The organism is Ralstonia sp. 25C (genome assembly GCF_051904805.1).
Taxonomy (GTDB): Bacteria; Pseudomonadota; Gammaproteobacteria; order Burkholderiales; family Burkholderiaceae; genus Ralstonia.
In genome coordinates this window covers 1,850,835-1,867,414 of record NZ_CP196738.1, presented here as the reverse complement: position 1 = coordinate 1,867,414, position 16,580 = coordinate 1,850,835, and the positions used below count along the sequence as shown (strand labels likewise).

Genomic DNA, 16,580 nt, shown 5'->3' with positions numbered 1-16,580 from the left:
CGGGCGGGCAACCGGTTAACCCGGGGAGTATACGACCACCGCCGCGCCGTATTCCGCCAGCAGCGGATGCGCGGCATCGCCCGTGGCGAGCACGACCTTCGTCAACGCGTCGGCCAGCATGCAGGCAGGCGCCCGCACCGTCGCCCCCGCGAGCGCGGGTAGAAGCCTGCGCCCGGCGTCGTGGATGCGCGATGCGCTTTCGGCCCGTGCACCCAGCCCCCCTGCTGTTGAGCTGGCAAGCGCCGTGTTGTCGAGCGATACCGATGCCGCCACTCGCGCTGCATTGCGCGGATCGCGCACCTGCACCGTCATCGGTCGCACGCCGTAGTGGCGCACATCCCCGCCCGCATTCACAACAGCGCGTTCGATGGCCAATGTGCGCAGCACCTCAATTGCACAGTCCACGGCATGGCCTTTGGCGATGCCACCGAGGTCCATCGATGCGTCAGTCTGCTTGATGACGACATCGCCATCGAAGGCAACGGGAAAGCGCGTGTCCACTGGCGCGTCAACACGGCAATCGAATGCGCGCGCTGACGCCTCATACAACGCCGCCGCCAGATGCAGCACCGCCAGTGTCCGGGGATCGACATGCAGCCGCGCACCGAGCGCTGCGCGGCTGATCGCCTGCAATTCGCTGTCGTGCGCATGAAAGCTCAGCAACGCATGCACAGCGGCAATCTCGCCGAAGGCTGCCGCCACGGCGGCATCCGCATCGGGCCCTTCAGCCTGGATATCGACAAGCGTGCCGAGCAGCGGACGCGCGCGCCGGCAAACCACCGCGTCCACCACGTGCCTCAGCGCTTGACCAGCGCAAGTTGCGCCATCACCGCAATGCGCCGAATGCCGTCGGTCAGGTGCGTGCATGACAGCGTTGCGCCGCTGATGTTGTTGATGTCGTCGCCGACGCGTAACGCCGACTTGGCCGACTTGCCGAGGAACTGCGCGCGCCACGGTTTGTTGCGGACCTCGTAGCCGTGGCTCTCGCGGTAGGTGAGGACCTCGACGCCGCTGATCTCGCCCGCGGCATTCAAACCCACGGCGTAGTTGATCAACTCGAACTTGCCGATGACGGCATCGGTCACGAAGTAGCCGAGTGTCTTGTCACCTTGCTTGGCCTGCCACGCGCGCCAGGCACCCGGCTTGGCCGGGCCACCAGCGCGGTCGGCCAGTTGCTTGAGCTGATCAGCCGACAACGTGAGCAATACCGGCTCGAAGCTGGTGGCATCGGGAAACATCGCCTTCTGGGCCTCGGCCGCGGTCATATAGTCTGCGGCAAAGGCCTGGGTGATGACGACACCCGGTGCGCCCACGGCGGCGGCACACACGAGAACGATGGGCACTGGCTGGTAACGCATGGCTTGCGCCTCCTTCGATTCTTTGGATTGCGGTGGCTTAGAACGAGACGCCCAGGCCCAGGTCGACGCGCGAGAAATCGCGGTTCTGCTTGAAGCGCTGGTAGTCGATCTTGAAGACCACGTTCGGGTTCAGGTAGAAGTTCGCGCCGATGGTGTACACGGTGTCGGACAACGACGGCCAACCGGCAGGGAAGGTGAAGCCCGGCGCCAGACCTGCGTACTTTTCACCCATGTTGTAGCGCTCGTAGCGAACGAACGGTGCAAAACGATAGTCGCCCTTCTGCCACACGTTGTACGCCGCCTGCATGAACCAGCCGTAGAACGCCGAGGGCATCGGATTGGCCGCACCCGGGTTGGCCTGATTGACGGCCTCGGTGTTGCTGAGCGTACCGCGTGCGTACAGCGCCGACAGATCCCACTTGCCCGGCGTCCAGCGCGCGTGCGCCTCATACAGCGTGGCACGCTGTTCCGGCAGCGGCGCGTCGGTGCTCGAACGGCTGCTCTTGCCCGTAAAGACGGAGCCGCCCAGCGTCACACCCGGGATGCCCGAGTAGTTGAGCGCCACGTACTGCGAGAGGTTCTTCGCATTCGCCAGTCCCAGCTCCTGGTGCGTCTGCTGTAGCGGGCCCGCGCCGTTGTTCTGCATCTCCAGCGCGGAGCTGAACAGCGGGTTTTCCGGGTTGAAATTCCACTTGGTCAGGTTCAGGCCAGTGGTCAGGCCCACGTTCCAGTTCAGGCCGAAATCGGTATCGCCATACAACGAGAGACCGCCCTCGCGCCACGTGCTCGGAATGATCAGCGTCTCGACAAAATTGCGATGCACGCCGTAGTAGTTGGTCGGCTCGTGGTTGCGGTTGATGAAGCCCGTCGGGATCAGGAACAGGCCTGCGTTCAGGCCAACCTTGTCGGTCAGCTTGTGGTCGATGTAGAACTGTTCGACTTCGAACTCACCCGAGTCGGACGACGAGGCGATGGCATGTTCGACTTCGAACTCCGAGTTGAAGCGCGTCTTGTCGTTGAACTTGTAGCCAATGCCGAATACCGCGCGCGCAAGGTCCATCTTGGTGTCTTCGGAGCGGCGCGTCGGACGGCTGTAGTTGACCTCGCCGTAGCCCCACAGCGTGAGGTTGTCGAGCGGCGACGGCCGGGTCGAAGCGAGCTGTGCCGTCTGCACGGTCTGCTGCACATCCTGCAGGGCGGCGGTCTGCTGCGCCTGGGCTGTGGCCTGCGTCTGCTGCTGCGTGGCCAGCGTCGCGTTCTGCGCCTTCACTTCCTTCAGCTCGGCCTTGAGCGCTTCGATCTGCGCGGCCATGGCATCGAGTTTCTGTTCGAGTTGCGCGGTGGTGGCGGCATTGGCTGCGCCGGCCCCCGTCAGCGCAATGGCGGCGGCTACCGACAAGGCGGTTCGTTTCATGCTGTGACGCTCCCTGGTCTTTGAATTTTGAGTTGGTTTATTTGCTCGCGACCGTTTGGACGGTCTTGCCCGGCGTGGCTCCGCCAGCAAAAACAGCTTGGATCCGAGCGGCACCCACGCTGGCTGCGGTGGACCCGCATTGCGCCGGCACGCGATAGGCCGACGGATTGGCCGGATCAAACCCATCGGTGAGCGTGCACAGGAAGTGCACGACGTCGCTCATCTCCTGGTTCGTCATCGACGGCGCTTTGGCCGGGTTGTATGGCACTTCCGCCACGTTCACGTTGCCATCGAATGCGACCGGCAGATCGTTGTACGGCACGTCGGGTGTCCCGTCGGCCTTCACGTACCAGCGACCCGGATCGGTATCGCGTGTGACGTACCACGCCACCACTTGGTCCAGTGTCTGGAACACGCCGTTGTGGAAGTACGGGCCGGTCAGCGCGATGTTGCGCAGCGTCGGCACTTTGAACTGGCCGCACGTCGAGCCACCCACGCGGAAGTCGGCCCGCAGCGGGCCGCACAGGCCCATGTCGTAGTAGCTGTAGTTGGGATCGCCCAGCGCCAGGCCGTTCTTCGGCACATAGGGCAGCGTGGTGCCCTCCTGATTCGCGGCCATGCTCCAATTGCGCGGGATGCCGACGTTGTCGTACGTGAAGTCGGTAAACAGCGCCGGCGTGCTGCCCTTGCCTGTCGAGATATGGCAAGCGTTGCAGTTGCTCTTGGTCGGGTTATTGAACAGCAGCAGGCCGCGTGTCTCGGCATCCGTCAACGTTGTCTTGCCGGCGAGGTAGGCGTCGAATTTGCTGTCGAAGGTGTGGAAGCTCGGATCTTCGCTCTGGAATGCTGCCAGCGCGCGGCCGATACTCTGCATCGCGGTCGCGCTGTTCTGGATGCCGGCCGGGGTGAACACGGCCTTGAACTGATCCAGGTACGGGCGGGTCAGCAGCGTCTTGAATACATCGTCGGCCGAGCCGTTGGCCATCTCGAACGCGTTGGTGAACGGCTGCTGCGCCTGATCTGCCAACGATGCCGAACGGCCATCGCGGAAGAAACCACCGGAAGCCTTGCCGGTACTGTCAATCTTGAAGTTCGGCGTGAACGAAGCGTAATTCAGCGACGGTGCGTTGCGCAGGCCGGGCAAATCAGAATTCGGCCCCCCGATCGACACAGCCAGGTTGTTCGGATCGGTAAACCCGCGTGCCGGGTCATGGCACGACGCGCAAGACTGCTTGCCCGAGGCCGAGAGCGCCTGATCGAAAAAGATCTGCTTGCCCACCTGCGCCATGGGCGAAAGCGTGTCGGCCGGTGCTGAAGCCGTCGACGACGTGCCGTTGCCGCCATCCCCGCCGCCGCACGCCGCTACCAGCGCGGCTGAAACCACAAGCCACACCACTCGCATCGACGCACGCGCGCCGTCTCCTCTCTGCTGTTTTTCTTGCATTTCCCTGATGCCGACGGCTCTGCGGCCATCTCGGTCGGCTCAAATAATGGTAATAGGAACAATTCGCGTTCGCATTCTATGGACGTTTCTCCCGGAAAGCACGAAATTTGTTACGGCGCGCACGTACAACGTTAGGAACGTTGCGCATTGTCAAACTGCGGAAGAGGCGCCTACCATGCCATCGATCGATGTCACTCTTGATCGACATGGAGCGCCCCGATGTCCATACCTGCTGCCTGCACGCGCCCGAACAACGGCGTTCCATCCGCCGTCCGGCAGTCGTCCCATGTCGTGCGCTCAGGTGACGTCCGCCTACATGCCCGCCTGAGCCTGCCCACTGATCCTTCTGCGCGACAGCGCCCCGCCATCGTCCTGGTGCACGGCTATCCAGACGACAGCTCCGTCTGGCAGGGTGTCTGCAGCGCGCTCGCACAAGAGCGCCGCGTTCTGATCTTTGACGTGCGCGGCGCCGGTCTGTCAGATGCTCCGGCGGACACGACCGGCTACGGCATCCCTCAGTTCGCAGACGACTTGGCCGCCGTGGCGGACGCGTTGCTGCCCGGCGAGCGCTTCCACCTGGTCGGGCACGACTGGGGCTCCATCCACAGTTGGGAATCAGTCACCACCGACCGACTGCGCGGGCGCATCGCGTCCTACACGTCGATCTCCGGGCCCTGTCTCGACCACGTCGGCCACTGGGTGCGCGCCCGGTTGGACGCCGGCACATGGGCCGCCAAGCGCGCGGTATGGAAGCAGCGCCTGCAATCCTGGTACATCGGTTATTTCCACTTGCCACTGGTGGCGGAGTGGTCTTGGCGGCTAGGGATGGTGCGCGCGTGGCCATGGTGGCTGCGCAAAACGGAAGGCTTACAGGGTGCGGCGCAACGGCCATCGCTCCTGCGCGATGCCTGCAACGGCCTGCAGATGTATCGCGCCAATTTTCGCGAGCGGCTGGCTCGGCCCCAAACGCGTGCACCCCATGCGCCGGTGCAGCTGATCGTGCCGACGCGCGACCGCTATGTGAGCCCCGCCGTCACCCGTGCGCTCGAGGCGTGGGTTTCGCACTATTGGCGCCATGAAGTCGACGCGGGCCATTGGTTGCCGCTGCATCGCCCCGAGTGGGTGGCCGATTGCATCCGCCGCTTTGCCGACTACATAGAGTCGGGCCACGAACCCGCTGCGCTGCAACAAGCACGCGTGTCCGGCACATTGCCGCATTAGAAGATCGCATCCAACGCAAACGTTGACGTCCATTGCATCTGGCTGCAATCATCGTCCGCCAACCAACTGACGGCACGCCACGACCTGGCGACCGGACAGTTCGAGCCGCCAGCGTCGCGCGAACCACGACGCCCGGTCATCGACACAAAAGACAGGGACAGGACAATGAAAAGCAAGGTCGTGGTGTACGGACCACTGTATGGAAAGTGGTACGCGATTCTCGTCAACGATGGCGTGGCCGCCGAGTCGAATCAATTCGAGTCATACGAGGCCACCATCGATTTCGCCGCCCGCCGGTACCCGGAGCTCGAACAGGAGCGGCAACCTTACGCACGCGGGCGTGAAGACGACGACAACACAGGCTACTCAGAGGAAGCCGCCCAGGTCTGAGCGGCTTTAGGAGGCGTTAGGGGTGCGGCACCGCGCAGAAGCGCCCGGCGATCCACTCGAACACGCTGCCCTCACGAAGCGAGCGGCTTTGCGCGTCGTCACCATAGCGAATCTGGTAAAGCGGTTTGCCGCTGGCGTTGCGCGCGCGATAGAGCGTCTGTGCGATCACGGTGTAGGTGCGCTGCGCGCAGTCCAGCACCACTTGCTTGACCGACGAACGGATCGGCTCGCCGTCTGCCGTTTTGATCGTGAAGTCGGGCAGCACGTTGCGCAGCAGCTGGAACTGCACGGTGTGCTGGCTGCTGGAGCCGGTATCCGCTGGGGCGTGGAGTGATTGCTTGTCGACGTAGGACACCACCCCGGTGGCACCCACAAAGCGGCGCCAGCGGCTATCGCTTGCAGGCTGTTCAGGCGCAGCGGTTGCCGCCGGCACGGCGGTCGGCGGCGTTGAAGTTTGCGCAAACACGGGCTCAGATGCCCACAGCGTAAGGGCCAACGTGGTTGCCGCAATGGCGCCTTGCCGGCGCCAGCCTCCTGCTTTCATGGTTCTCGCCTGGCTGCAAAAAACTGAGCGGGCGATTTTACCGTGCTGGCGTAGCCGCTTTCGTCACATCTGATCGGCTGGCTCGGCCACATCCACACCGGCAAAGCGCAGATACAGCGCGCGCAGTGCCTGCGTGAGCGGACCCGGCTGGCCATTGCCGATCTGCACGCCGTCAATGGACGCCACCGGCATCACGAACGTCGACGCGCTCGTGTAGAAGGCCTCGGCAGCCTGCTGAGCTTCCTGCACGGTGAAGGTGCGCTCTTCCAGCATCAGGCCGTGTTCGCGTGCCAGCGCCAGGATCGACACACGCGTGATGCCCGGCAGCACGGCGTTGGACAGCGGCCGCGTAATCAGGCGCTTGTCTGCGGTGATGATGAACGCGGTGGACGACGCGCCTTCGGTCACGTGGTCGCCGTCGGTCATCCAGGCTTCGTGGGCACCAGCGCGGGCGGCGATCTGCTTGGCCATCACCTGCGGCAACAGGCCGACGCTCTTGATGTCGCAGCGCTTCCAGCGCAGATCGGGCACCGTCACGACGGTGGCGCCTTTTTTCGCCAGCGGGCTATCGACAATGGTCTTGACCTGCGTAAACGCCACGGCTGTGGGCGTGATGTCTGCGGGAATGCCAAAGTCGCGCTCGGCCACGCCACGCGTGACTTGCATGTAGACGACGCCCTCTTCCAGCCCGTTGCGCGCCACCAACTCTTCGCACACGCGGGTCCATTCGGCCTCCGTGTACGGGTTGTCGATGCCGATTTCAGACAGCGAGCGCGTCAGGCGTGCGAGGTGCGCGTCGTTGTCGACGAGTTTGCCGCGCGCCACGGCGGTCACTTCGTAGATGCCATCGGCAAAGGTAAAGCCACGGTCCATGATGGAAACGGTGGCCTCAGCGGCCGGCACGTATTGGCCGTTCAGGAAGACGATTCGGGACATGCTTGGAAGAAGAAATGGAGCAGCGGGACGACCCCGCAACGCACCCGACAGGATACGTGGGCCGCGCTACAAATGCCGGCGCGTGCCCAAGTTATGCGCAAACGGCATGAGGGCGGACGGGTGTCCGGTAAACTCGGCCGTTTTCCGCTCCGCCTGAACCCATGTCCGAGCTCACCATTCGCCCGATCGTCGCGCACGACTTGCCCGGCATCTTGGCTGTGCAGCAGGCTTGCTACGGCGACGGCTTCCTTGAGCCGGGCAACGCGTTGGCCAGCCGCTGGGCACGCAGCCCTGCCATGTGCCTGGTCGCGGTGGATGGGACGGAGATCGTCGGCTACCTGCTCTCGCATGCATGGCATGCATGGAGTCCACCCAAGTTGCACGCGCCGTTGCCGAAGGTGGATGCCGCGGATGTGCTCTGGTTCGTGCACGACATGGCCATCGCCCCCGCCGGCCGCGGCCGCCGCCTGGGCGAACGCCTCTACACAACGGCCCGAAACGCCGCACGGTCGTACGGCCTGCGCCAATCGCGCCTGGTCGCCGTACAGGGCGCCGACGCCTTCTGGCAACGACTCGGCTATCGCCCTGCCCCGTTCGACGCCGAATCGCTCGCCACGCTGCACAGCGTCTACGGTGACGACGCCCTGTTGATGGAGCGCACGCTCGCCTGACGCGGCTTCGTTACATCTGGTAACGCCCGTATATTTTTTGTAAGACCGCGAGCGTGCTACTCGACTACAGTGCAGCCCTGTCGAAGGAACTCATCATGCAAAAGCATTTGGCGCTGTGTGCGCTGGCCGCGCTTGCGGCATTGTCGTCCCAGGCTGCGCTGGCCAGGGTCAATGTGGACATCGGCATCGGCATTCCGGTCGCCCCGGTCTATGTCGAGCCTGCGCCGGTTTATGCACCGGCACCCGTCTATGCACCTCAGCCGGTGTATGCCCCCCAGCCTGTGTACGTCCAACCGCAGCCCGTGGTGGTCGCCCCCGGCTACTACGAGGACGACTGGCGCGCCCGCAAGTGGCAGGAAAAGCAATGGCGCGAGCAACGCAAGTGGGAACGCAAGCAATGGAAACATCATCATCGCGACGATGACGACGATTGATCGCTTACCCGGCGGTGCTCAAGCCGCCTTCTTTGCCAGCCCCAGATAGGTTTCGATGACCCGCGGGTTGACGGCCAGTTCATGCGCCGGGCCTTCGAGCGTCATGTCGCCCGTTTCCAGCACATAGCCGTAGTCGGCCACCTGCAGGGCGGCGCGCGCGTTTTGCTCGATCAGCAGGGTTGCCACGCCGGTTTTGCGCAGGTCGCTGATGATGTGGAAGATCTCTTTCACGATCAGCGGCGCGAGGCCCAGGCTCGGCTCATCCAGCATCAACAGCTGCGGCTTGGCCATCAACGCCCGGCCCACGGCCAGCATCTGGCGCTCACCGCCGGAGAGCGTGCCAGCTTCCTGCACGCGGCGCTCCTTGAGGCGCGGGAAGAGGTCGTAGACCACGTCCATCTGATCCAGATAATTGCGCTCGCCCGCACGCTTGCGGCGGTACGCGCCCAGCACCAGGTTGTCTTCCACGCTCATGGTGGCGAACAGCTCGCGCTTTTCCGGCACCAGACACATGCCGCGCGCCACGCGTTTTTCGACAGGCAGCCCAGTCAGGTTGTGACCGAGATACGAGACCACGCCATTCGCCGAGCCAGTCGTCGGCAGCGCGCCCATGATGGCGCCCAGCATGGTCGATTTGCCCGCGCCGTTCGGGCCGATGACCGTGACGATCTGCCCCGCTTCCACCTTCAGGTTGGCGCCATGCAGCGCTTCCACCTTGCCGTAGCGGACGTGCAGGTCTTTCACTTCGAGGATGACTGACATGCGCGTTCTCCTTATTCCACACCGCCCAGGTAGGCTTCGAGCACGGCGGGGTTCTGCTGCACCTCTTGTGGCAGCCCTTCGGCGATTTTCGTACCGAACTCCATCACGACCAATCGATCCGTCAGGTTCATGACGAAGTCCATGTCGTGCTCGACCAGCAGCACGCTCATGCCTTCGGCCTTCAGTTTGGTGAGCAGCGCGGCCAGGGCTTGCTTCTCTTTGTAGCGCAGACCGGCGGCGGGCTCATCGAGCAGCAACAACGCCGGGTCGCAGCACAGCGCGCGGGCGATCTCCAGAATCCGTTGCTGGCCGAGCGCTAGGCTGCCGGCTTCCTGATACATGCAATCGGCCAGGCCCACGCGCTCCAACTGGCGGCGCGCCTCGAACAGCAGCTTCTGCTCTTCGGCTTGGTTCATGCGGACCACGCTGGCGAGCACCCCGCCCTGTGCCGCGAAGTCGCCACGCAGGTGAGCGCCCAGCGCCACGTTCTCCAGCACGGTCATGCCCGACAGCAGTTGCACATGCTGGAACGTGCGGCCAATGCCACGTTTGACGATCTCGCGTGAAGGCTTGCCGCTGATGCGTTCGCCACGGTAATTCACCTCGCCACGCGTGACCGGCAGCACGCCGGTGACAAGGTTAAAGGTGGTCGACTTGCCCGCGCCGTTGGGGCCAATCAGGCCGATGATCTCGCCGGCCTTCACCTGGAAGCTGACGTCGTTCACCGCGACGAGGCCACCGAACTCCTTGCGGGCAGCGCGTACATCAAGAATCAGCTCGCCCGCCGCCGGCTTGTTGCGCTGCCTGAGTTGCGGCGCGTTCTCCGGTGCACGGGCCGTCGGCGCAGAAGGAAACAACTTACGAATGAACGGCCACACGCCATCGCGCGCGTACTGCAGCAACAGCACGAGCAGCACGCCAAACACGATGATCTCGAAGTTGCCGTTGGAGCCGAGCAGCTTCGGCAAGATGCTCTGCAGGCTGTCCTTCAGGATGGTGAGCAGCCCCGCGCCGAGCACCGCACCCCACACGTGGCCCACGCCTCCGACCACCGCCATGAATAGGTATTCAATGCCGTAGTTCAGCCCGAACGGCGTCGGATTCACCGCGCGCTGCAGGTGCGCATACAGAAAGCCCGAGATGCATGCCAGCACCGCCGCAAACACGAAGATCACCACCTTCATCCACGCGGTGTTCACGCCCATCGCCTCCGCCATGGTGCCGCCGCCCTTGAGCGCGCGGATGGCGCGGCCGGGGCGCGAGTTCAGCAAGTTCTGCACCGCCAGCACAGCCACCACCACCACGACCCAGATCAGGTAGAACATCTCGCGCCCGGTCTGCAGCGGCTTGCCGAGGAAATTCAACACCGGAATGCCGTTCAGCCCGTCGTACTTACCCAGGAACTCCAGGTTGCCAAACAGGAAGAACAGCGACAGGCCCCACGCAATCGTCGCCAGCGGCAGGTAATGGCCCGACATGCGCATCGTGATCAGGCCGATCACATACGCGCACGCCACCGTGATCACCAGCCCCGCCAGCAAGCCGATCCACGGTGATACGCCGTACCGCGTTGTCAGATACGCCGTGCTGTACGCACCCAGGCCAACGAACGCCGCCTGCCCGAACGACGTCAGCCCACCCACGCCGGTGAGCAGCACGAGGCCCAGCGCAACCAGGCTATACAGCCCGATGTAGTTCAGCAGCGTGATCCAGAATTCGGGCGTAGGCACGATGGGGATCAACGCAAGCACGATCACGAACAAGGCGGTCAGCACGCGGTTGCGCGAAAGCCAACTGCGTTGCGCGGTGCCCTCGGAAGATTTGGTGAGCGTGTTCATCGGCTTACTCCTCTTCCTCGACGTGCTTAGTGGTGAGCGACCGCCACAGCAGCACCGGGATGATCAGCGTGAACACGATCACCTCCTTGAACGCCGACGCCCAGAACGATGAATACGACTCCAGCAGCCCCACCAGCAGCGCGCCCAGGGCAGCCACCGGATAGCTCACCAGCCCGCCCACGATGGCGCCCACGAAGCCCTTCAGGCCGATCAGGAAGCCCGACTCGTAGTAGACCGTGGTGAGCGGTGCGATCAGGATGCCGCACAACGCGCCAAGCGCCGCCGCCAGCGTAAAGGCCAACCGCCCCGCCTGCGTGGTGCCGATGCCCACCAGCCTTGCACCGAGCCGGTTCACCGCCGTCGCCCGCAGCGCCTTGCCCGACACAGTGCGGCCAAAGTAGAAGTACAACCCCACAATCATCAGCACCGACACAGCCACCACCCACAGGCTCTGCCCCGACACCGAGAGCGCACCCAGATCAAAGCGCGCATCGGAAAAGGCATCCGTACGCGAGCCTTCCGCGCCGAACATGACGAGGCCGAGGCCCACCATCGCAAAGTGCACGCCCACCGAGACGATCAGCAGCACCAGCGTGCTCGCCTCAGCCAGCGGCTCGTAGGCCAGGCGATAGATCATCGGGCCCATGGGAATGACGATCAGCAGGGCCAGCGCCACCTGCGCCGCCATTGGCAGCGTCATCGGTGCCAGCATGCGGGACGCTGCGTACACGGCCATCGGAAAGACGAGGTACTTGCCTGCGTAGATGGCGCCGGTGCGCAGCGCGTACAGGCGCAACTCCGGCTGCAGCAGCGTGCGGCCCATCTCGACGAGGAAGGTCAGCACGCCGAGCACCACCAGCATGCTTGCCGACAGCGGCGCCTTATTGGCCTGGATGGCCGCCAGCGTGAGCGCGCCATACGCCACGAACTCGCCCTGCGGGATGAAGATCACGCGCGTAACGGAAAACACCAGCACGAGCGCCAGTGCCAGCAGCGCGTAGATCGCGCCCGATGTCACGCCGTCTTGCGCCAGGATGGCGGCAATCGACAAGTCCATGAAGTGCCTCGTTCCTTCTTTGAGTGCTCATTGCCGTGGTGGAATTCGCGTTGAAACGCGAGGGGGCGCCACGAGTTACGAGATGGTAAATTTTTTACGGCAGGGTGAAATTGGCGACAACCCTAAGAACGTGTTCACGATCCGTAGCGAGCGGCCCTCAGCGGGGTGAAGAGCAGCGCAGAAACCGGAATGTACTTAAGTACATGAGGATTTCGAGCAGCGCATGAGCCCCGATCAGGGTCGCGCAGCAGGATCGTGAGCACGTTCTAGCGGGCCGGCTTCGCACGTCGGTTTGCCTTGGGCGGTTCAGGGGCGGGCGCTTGCAGCATGGACGAAAGCTGCATCACGAACGTGCGCAGCGTCGTCTCCAGCTCGCCACCGCGTTCTGCATGAAATAGCGGATGCAGATTCAGCGCGATCAGCACGAGCGCCAGTTGCCCGCGCGCGCCAAACACCGGCAGCGACAGCGCGCTTACGCCGGGCAAGAGGCTGCCTGTCACCCACGATGCGCCTTCGGTGCGGATGTCTTCGCACAGGCGATAGTAATCAGTGAGCGACCTCGGCAGGCCGGGTAGATCGTCGCTGGCGCGCGCGTGCAATTCACGCTCCACCAATGGCAGGGTCTGCTCGATCGGCAGATAGGCGCCAAACAAGCGGCCGGTGGCCGAGTTGAGCATCGGCATGACATCGCCAATGCGCAGGTTCACGCCCGGGGCGCCACCTGCTTTTTCCCAATGCACGACGGTTGGGCCACGGTCGCTCCATACGGCAATGCCGATGGTGTGGCCGGTCTGGTCACGCAGGCCGGCCAGCAGGGGCCGTGTGCGGACGATCGCATCGGTACGATTCAGGCTCGCCAGGCCCAGGCGCAACGCAAACGGGCCAAGCTCGTACCGGCCCGTCAGCGGGTCTTGCGACACAGCCCCCACACGCTGCAGGCTCACCAGATAGCGGTGCGCCTTGGACGGATGCATCCCCGCCGCGCGCGCCAGGTCGCCCAGGGCCATGGCGCGCATGGCACGCGTCAAGGCCACCAGTAATTGCGAGCCGACTTCAATGGACTGGATGCCCGACCGGTCGCGGCCAGCGCGTCCGTCTTCCTGCATGTCTTCCCTGAGGCCATCGGATGGCAGGTCGTCTTCGGCTTCAATGATCTCCATGGTCCGGGATTCGGGCGTGTTGGCTGAGGCTAGGCCGGCAAAGTGCTGCGAGCGTAGCATGCTGTGCCGCTTCAGTGCCCGCACTTAATTTTTATGCATTGTATAAACGACACATCTAATCATAATCAACGTATACCCTAGGCGCAGAGGGAAATCGCGCGGTCTATGATTCGCGACGAGCTGCGTCGCCGAACACGGGCGTGTCTCCAACCACGCCGTCGGGCTGGATGACGCGGCACACAAATTCCTCAACCCGTAACCCACTACACCAGGAGTGACAGAATGGCCAAAGCCTTCGCCTCGCAAGCTGATCTCGAGGCCAAACAAGTCACCTTCACCCAGCTCTCCCCCAACGCTTACGCCTACACCGCCGAGGGCGACCCTAACTCGGGCGTCATCATCGGCGAAGACGCGGTGCTGATCGTCGACACCACCGCCACGCCGGCGATGGCGCAAGACCTGATCGCCCGCATCCGCGCCATCACCGACAAGCCGATCAAGCACGTCGTGCTGTCGCACTACCACGCGGTGCGCGTGTTGGGGGCCTCGGCGTACTTTGCCGAAGGCGCGCAGAACATCATCGCCAGCCGCGGCACGTACGAGATGATCGTCGAGCGCGGCGAGGCGGATATGAAGTCGGAAATCGAACGCTTTCCGCGCCTGTTCGCTGGCGTCGAAACGGTGCCCGGCCTGACGTGGCCGACGCTGGTGTTCGAACGCGAACTCACGCTGTTTCTCGGCAAGCTGGAAGTGAAGATCCTGCACCTCGGTCCGGGTCACACGAAGGGCGACACGGTGGTGTGGATTCCCTCGCAGAAGGTGCTGTTCTCGGGTGACTTGGTCGAGTACGACGCCGCCTGTTACTGCGGTGATGCGCAGCTCGAAGAATGGCCCGCCACGCTGGATGCGCTACGCGCACTCGGCGCCGACAAGCTCGTGCCTGGTCGCGGCCCGGCACTGCTCAATCCGGCCGAAGTCGACAAGGGTCTCGCCTACACGCGCGATTTCGTCTCGACGCTGCTCCAGCGCGGCAAGGAAGCGGTCGCGCAGAAGATGGACCTGAAGGCCGCCATGGCGCACACCCGTGCGGCAATGGACCCGAAGTTCGGCAATGTCTTCATCTACGAACACTGCCTGCCGTTTGACGTGACGCGCGCCTTTGATGAAGCCAGCGGCATCAAGCACCCGCGCATCTGGACAGCCGAGCGCGACAAGGAAATGTGGGCCGCCCTGCAAGGCTGAACATGAACCCCGACTTCCAGAACCGCGTCTTCGCGTACGCGCCGTGCGCTGAGCAACAGGCCGGCGCGCTGGCCGCACCGCGCCCCGTCGTCATCGTCGGCGCGGGGCCGGTGGGGTTGGCAACGGCCATCGATCTGGCGCAGCAAGGCGTGCCGGTTGTGATCGTGGATGACGACTGCACGCTGTCCAGCGGTTCGCGCGCGATCTGCTTTTCCAAGCGCTCGCTGGAGATTTTCGATCGCCTCGGTTGCGGCGATTGCATGGTCGACAAAGGCGTGAGCTGGAACGTCGGCAAGGTCTATCTGAAGAACGAACTGCTCTACAGCTTCGACCTCCTGCCCGAAACCGGACACCGCCGCCCGGCGTTCATCAACCTGCAGCAGTACTACGTGGAAGGGTTTCTCGTTGAACGTGCGCAGGCCCTGCCGAACATCGAGCTGCGCTGGAGGAACAAGGTGACGGGCCTCACGCAGGATGCGGACGGCGTCACGCTCACCATCGAAACGCCAGACGGCACCTACACGCTGCTCGCGCAGTACGTCGTTGCCGCCGATGGCTCGCGCAGCCCGGTGCGCCACATGATGGGCCTCGAAGCGCACGGCCAGACGTTCAAGGATCGCTTCCTGATCGCCGACGTGCGCATGGACGCGCCCTTCCCCAGCGAGCGATGGTTCTGGTTTGATCCGCCGTTCCACCCGAATCAATCGGTGCTGCTGCACCACCAGCCCGACAACGTCTGGCGCATCGACTTCCAGCTCGGCTGGGACGCCGACCCGGTTGCCGAAAAGCAGCCGGAGCGCGTCATCCCGCGTGTGCGCGCGCTGCTCGGCGAAGGTGTGGACTTCGAGCTGGAGTGGGTCAGCGTCTACACGTTCTCGTGCGAGCGCATGGACCGCTTCCGCCACGGCCGCGTGCTGTTCATCGGCGATGCTGCGCATCGCGTGTCGCCGTTCGGCGCACGCGGCGCCAACAGCGGTTTGCAAGATGCGGAGAACCTCGCGTGGAAACTGCGCATGGTGCTCAATGGCGACGCGCCCGACACGCTGCTCGACACCTACGCAAGCGAGCGCGAATTCGCCGCCGACGACAACATCCGCCACTCCACCCGCTCGACCGATTTCATCACGCCCAAGAGCACGGTCAGCCGGCTCTTCCGCGATGCCACACTGCGCCTGGCCAAGCACTACCCGTTTGCGCGCACGCTGGTCAACAGCGGGCGGCTATCGGTGCCGACCGTGCTGGAAGGCTCGTCTCTTTCGACCGCTGACGAGGAACCCTTCGCCTGCGCGCTTGTGCCGGGTGCCGTCGCCCTCGACGCACCGGTACGCACCGCCGCCGGTCGCGCCGACTGGCTGCTCAGCCATCTGTGCAGCGGCTTCACAGCACTGCGTTTCTGTCGTGCCGGAGAACACGTCGATGCGCTGCCGCTGCCGACGGTCGCCATCTTTCCGGCCGGTGGCCTGGGCGCAGTCTCAGCCAACGTGACGGCGCTTGAGGACATCGACGGACTCGTCGCGCAGCGCTATGACGCACGGCCCGGCACGACCTATCTGCTCCGACCGGACCAGCACATCTGCGCGCGCTGGCGTGCATTCGAGCCGGCCAAACTGGCTGGCGCCTTGCTTCGTGCCTGCGGGCAATCCACCGCTGCCACCCCATCACGCGCCGCTGCCACGGCCTGATTGCCATGCCGCTGAACACGCAACCCAACCTGCCGCGCCCGGATGATTTTTACGAAGCGCTGATCGACGCGCACCGCAATCTGAGCGACGAGCACAGCGCGATGCTCAACGCGCAACTCATCCTGCTGCTCGCCAACCATATCGGCGACATGGCAGTGCTGCGCGAGGCGCTGGCGGCTGCGCGATTGGCCTTGCCCGCAACCCCTGCGTGAGTGCACTCGCGTTTCCACAATCCAACACTCGCACTGCATCGCACTTGCGACTGCGCAAAGTGCAGTGCTAGTATCCGCCCCGCTTACCGATCAACCATTTTGCACAGGAGGAAAAACATCATGCGTCACCAAGCCTTCCCCTTTGCAGGCCCTTGCCTGGGTTGATCGAATCTCTCGCGCTGTAGTTCACAGCGTCTTCGCATTGCCCCGGCCAT

17 protein-coding genes are annotated in these 16,580 nt (G+C 64.1%); 7 read left to right on the top strand and 10 right to left on the bottom strand.

The window, feature by feature from the left end:
• Nucleotides 1–15: 15 nt before the first annotated feature.
• From ACS7SF_RS26885 to ACS7SF_RS26870, 4 genes are read right to left on the bottom strand one after another with little or no spacing between them, the layout of a single operon-like run.
• Nucleotides 16–789, bottom strand: coding sequence for an FAD:protein FMN transferase (locus tag ACS7SF_RS26885; protein WP_439893504.1), 774 nt, complete (start codon nucleotides 787–789; stop codon nucleotides 16–18).
• A gap of 8 nt (nucleotides 790–797) precedes the next feature.
• A complete protein-coding gene (locus ACS7SF_RS26880; RefSeq protein WP_439893503.1) occupies nucleotides 798–1,358 on the bottom strand; it encodes an FMN-binding protein in 561 nt (186 codons plus the stop codon).
• A gap of 37 nt (nucleotides 1,359–1,395) precedes the next feature.
• On the bottom strand, nucleotides 1,396–2,772 hold the full coding sequence (locus ACS7SF_RS26875; RefSeq protein ID WP_439893502.1) for a porin: 1,377 nt from the start codon (nucleotides 2,770–2,772) through the stop codon (nucleotides 1,396–1,398).
• 37 nt (nucleotides 2,773–2,809) lie between these two features.
• On the bottom strand, nucleotides 2,810–4,060 hold the full coding sequence (locus ACS7SF_RS26870) for a cytochrome-c peroxidase (protein ID WP_439894490.1): 1,251 nt from the start codon (nucleotides 4,058–4,060) through the stop codon (nucleotides 2,810–2,812).
• A gap of 375 nt (nucleotides 4,061–4,435) precedes the next feature.
• On the opposite strand from ACS7SF_RS26870, the gene ACS7SF_RS26865 reads away from it, so the two are divergent.
• Nucleotides 4,436–5,437 (top strand): alpha/beta fold hydrolase, encoded by a 1,002-nt coding sequence (locus ACS7SF_RS26865; protein WP_439893501.1) that lies wholly within the window; start codon nucleotides 4,436–4,438, stop codon nucleotides 5,435–5,437.
• 165 nt (nucleotides 5,438–5,602) lie between these two features.
• On the top strand, nucleotides 5,603–5,827 hold the full coding sequence (locus ACS7SF_RS26860) for a hypothetical protein (RefSeq protein ID WP_439893500.1): 225 nt from the start codon (nucleotides 5,603–5,605) through the stop codon (nucleotides 5,825–5,827).
• A gap of 16 nt (nucleotides 5,828–5,843) precedes the next feature.
• Here ACS7SF_RS26860 and ACS7SF_RS26855 read toward each other — a convergent pair whose 3' ends face one another.
• Both ACS7SF_RS26855 and ACS7SF_RS26850 read right to left on the bottom strand, forming a co-directional pair.
• A complete protein-coding gene (locus tag ACS7SF_RS26855; protein WP_439893499.1) occupies nucleotides 5,844–6,371 on the bottom strand; it encodes a surface-adhesin E family protein in 528 nt (175 codons plus the stop codon).
• A 63-nt stretch (nucleotides 6,372–6,434) separates the two neighbouring features.
• On the bottom strand, nucleotides 6,435–7,307 hold the full coding sequence (locus ACS7SF_RS26850) for a D-amino-acid transaminase (RefSeq protein WP_439893498.1): 873 nt from the start codon (nucleotides 7,305–7,307) through the stop codon (nucleotides 6,435–6,437).
• Between the two features lie 161 nt (nucleotides 7,308–7,468).
• Here ACS7SF_RS26850 and ACS7SF_RS26845 point away from each other — a divergent pair, with 161 nt between their 5' ends.
• The gene (locus ACS7SF_RS26845) at nucleotides 7,469–7,978 is read left to right on the top strand and encodes a GNAT family N-acetyltransferase (RefSeq protein ID WP_439893497.1); all 510 of its coding nucleotides are present in this window, start codon (nucleotides 7,469–7,471) and stop codon (nucleotides 7,976–7,978) included.
• Nucleotides 7,979–8,073: 95 nt separating this feature from the next.
• Nucleotides 8,074–8,412 carry a hypothetical protein gene (locus ACS7SF_RS26840; RefSeq protein WP_439893496.1) on the top strand — a complete coding sequence of 113 codons (339 nt, stop codon included), beginning with the start codon at nucleotides 8,074–8,076 and terminating at the stop codon, nucleotides 8,410–8,412.
• Between the two features lie 18 nt (nucleotides 8,413–8,430).
• On the opposite strand, the gene ACS7SF_RS26835 is transcribed toward ACS7SF_RS26840, so the two are convergent.
• The 4 genes from ACS7SF_RS26835 to ACS7SF_RS26820 form a co-directional block, all read right to left on the bottom strand.
• A complete protein-coding gene (locus ACS7SF_RS26835) occupies nucleotides 8,431–9,174 on the bottom strand; it encodes an ABC transporter ATP-binding protein (protein WP_439893495.1) in 744 nt (247 codons plus the stop codon).
• A gap of 11 nt (nucleotides 9,175–9,185) precedes the next feature.
• Complete coding sequence (locus tag ACS7SF_RS26830; protein WP_439893494.1) at nucleotides 9,186–11,012, bottom strand: branched-chain amino acid ABC transporter ATP-binding protein/permease; 1,827 nt, start codon at nucleotides 11,010–11,012, stop codon at nucleotides 9,186–9,188.
• A 4-nt stretch (nucleotides 11,013–11,016) separates the two neighbouring features.
• Nucleotides 11,017–12,069: a branched-chain amino acid ABC transporter permease gene (locus tag ACS7SF_RS26825; RefSeq protein WP_439893493.1), complete on the bottom strand. Its 1,053-nt coding sequence runs from the start codon at nucleotides 12,067–12,069 to the stop codon at nucleotides 11,017–11,019.
• 266 nt (nucleotides 12,070–12,335) lie between these two features.
• Entirely contained in the window at nucleotides 12,336–13,229 is an 894-nt protein-coding gene (locus tag ACS7SF_RS26820; protein WP_439894489.1) for an IclR family transcriptional regulator, read from the bottom strand.
• A 282-nt stretch (nucleotides 13,230–13,511) separates the two neighbouring features.
• Between ACS7SF_RS26820 and ACS7SF_RS26815 the strand changes: the two genes are divergently transcribed.
• Genes ACS7SF_RS26815 through ACS7SF_RS26805 form a run of 3 tightly spaced genes read left to right on the top strand, consistent with a single transcriptional unit; the run spans nucleotide 13,512 to nucleotide 16,365 of the window.
• Complete coding sequence (locus tag ACS7SF_RS26815) at nucleotides 13,512–14,471, top strand: MBL fold metallo-hydrolase (protein ID WP_439893492.1); 960 nt, start codon at nucleotides 13,512–13,514, stop codon at nucleotides 14,469–14,471.
• Nucleotides 14,472–14,473: 2 nt separating this feature from the next.
• Nucleotides 14,474–16,153 carry an FAD-dependent oxidoreductase gene (locus tag ACS7SF_RS26810; protein WP_439893491.1) on the top strand — a complete coding sequence of 560 codons (1,680 nt, stop codon included), beginning with the start codon at nucleotides 14,474–14,476 and terminating at the stop codon, nucleotides 16,151–16,153.
• Nucleotides 16,154–16,158: 5 nt separating this feature from the next.
• Nucleotides 16,159–16,365, top strand: a complete 207-nt coding sequence (locus ACS7SF_RS26805; RefSeq protein WP_426400358.1) for a DUF2783 domain-containing protein — start codon at nucleotides 16,159–16,161, stop codon at nucleotides 16,363–16,365.
• The last annotated feature ends 215 nt before the right edge of the window (nucleotides 16,366–16,580 follow it).

Excerpts from the sequence above, each read along its gene's own strand:
- ACS7SF_RS26835 (WP_439893495.1), bottom strand. The coding sequence starts at position 9,174 with ATGTCAGTCATCCTCGAAGTGAAAGACCTGCACGTCCGCTACGGCAAG.
- ACS7SF_RS26845 (WP_439893497.1), top strand. The coding sequence starts at position 7,469 with ATGTCCGAGCTCACCATTCGCCCGATCGTCGCGCACGACTTGCCCGGC.
- ACS7SF_RS26805 (WP_426400358.1), top strand. The coding sequence starts at position 16,159 with ATGCCGCTGAACACGCAACCCAACCTGCCGCGCCCGGATGATTTTTAC.
- ACS7SF_RS26855 (WP_439893499.1), bottom strand. The coding sequence starts at position 6,371 with ATGAAAGCAGGAGGCTGGCGCCGGCAAGGCGCCATTGCGGCAACCACG.
- ACS7SF_RS26865 (WP_439893501.1), top strand. The coding sequence starts at position 4,436 with ATGTCCATACCTGCTGCCTGCACGCGCCCGAACAACGGCGTTCCATCC.
- ACS7SF_RS26840 (WP_439893496.1), top strand. The coding sequence starts at position 8,074 with ATGCAAAAGCATTTGGCGCTGTGTGCGCTGGCCGCGCTTGCGGCATTG.
- ACS7SF_RS26830 (WP_439893494.1), bottom strand. The coding sequence starts at position 11,012 with ATGAACACGCTCACCAAATCTTCCGAGGGCACCGCGCAACGCAGTTGG.
- ACS7SF_RS26815 (WP_439893492.1), top strand. The coding sequence starts at position 13,512 with ATGGCCAAAGCCTTCGCCTCGCAAGCTGATCTCGAGGCCAAACAAGTC.
- ACS7SF_RS26820 (WP_439894489.1), bottom strand. The coding sequence starts at position 13,229 with ATGGAGATCATTGAAGCCGAAGACGACCTGCCATCCGATGGCCTCAGG.
- ACS7SF_RS26850 (WP_439893498.1), bottom strand. The coding sequence starts at position 7,307 with ATGTCCCGAATCGTCTTCCTGAACGGCCAATACGTGCCGGCCGCTGAG.
- ACS7SF_RS26825 (WP_439893493.1), bottom strand. The coding sequence starts at position 12,069 with ATGGACTTGTCGATTGCCGCCATCCTGGCGCAAGACGGCGTGACATCG.
- ACS7SF_RS26870 (WP_439894490.1), bottom strand. The coding sequence starts at position 4,060 with ATGGCGCAGGTGGGCAAGCAGATCTTTTTCGATCAGGCGCTCTCGGCC.
- ACS7SF_RS26875 (WP_439893502.1), bottom strand. The coding sequence starts at position 2,772 with ATGAAACGAACCGCCTTGTCGGTAGCCGCCGCCATTGCGCTGACGGGG.
- ACS7SF_RS26860 (WP_439893500.1), top strand. The coding sequence starts at position 5,603 with ATGAAAAGCAAGGTCGTGGTGTACGGACCACTGTATGGAAAGTGGTAC.
- ACS7SF_RS26880 (WP_439893503.1), bottom strand. The coding sequence starts at position 1,358 with ATGCGTTACCAGCCAGTGCCCATCGTTCTCGTGTGTGCCGCCGCCGTG.
- ACS7SF_RS26810 (WP_439893491.1), top strand. The coding sequence starts at position 14,474 with ATGAACCCCGACTTCCAGAACCGCGTCTTCGCGTACGCGCCGTGCGCT.